General features: G+C 66.2%; 1 protein-coding gene. It reads right to left on the bottom strand.

Annotated elements, in window-relative coordinates; all coding sequences use genetic code 11:
• Positions 1 to 84: 84 nt before the first annotated feature.
• On the bottom strand, positions 85 to 598 hold a 514-nt coding region (locus AWV70_RS21875), incomplete at its 5' end, for an ornithine cyclodeaminase family protein (protein ID WP_201024446.1).

Genomic DNA, 598 nt, shown 5'->3' with positions numbered 1-598 from the left:
GGACGGTCCGCGAAACCTACGGCGAAGACGGCTATGCCGGTTCGTTCGAGTCTCCCCTCGCGCATCTCCAGAAGGAATAGGCGTTCAGTCGCCGCGATCGAGCCAGGCGGCGCAGGCCAGGTCCTGCACAATGGAACCGAGCGACTTGTAAATCGTGACGTCGGTCTCGCTTCTACGCCCTTCGGCGTTGCCAGCGAGGACATGGCCGATCTCGGGCAGGACATGGCCTTCGTCGATCAGGCCGGCGTCGCGGGCGCGAAGGAATTCGGCGCCCTGCCGCAGCACGCCTTCGCGGTGGTCGGGAAAGAAGCGTGACCGCACCACCAGCCTGTCGTCGATCTCCACCGGCCCCGCGTGGCTCGATCCAACGAGGTTGATGTGCGTGCCCGCCGCCACGTCATGCGACAGCAGCACTGGCTCGCTCGCGGCCGTCGTGGTGCAGATGATATCGGCACCATCTGCGGCTTCGGCCGGCGAAGTCGCAACCATCACCGGGAACCCGGTCTCTTGCTCGACCTGCCGGGCCAGGGCTTCGGCCTTTTCCGCGTTGCGACCCCATAGGGTGATGCTGTCGACAGGTCGGACGAGCGGCATGGCG

The sequence above is a fragment of the Sporosarcina koreensis genome, from assembly GCF_001531445.1.
Classification (GTDB): domain Bacteria; phylum Bacillota; class Bacilli; order Bacillales_A; family Planococcaceae; genus Sporosarcina; species Sporosarcina koreensis_C.
Note: the sequence above shows the minus strand (reverse complement) of the source record. Positions and strands in the feature narration are given on the sequence as shown.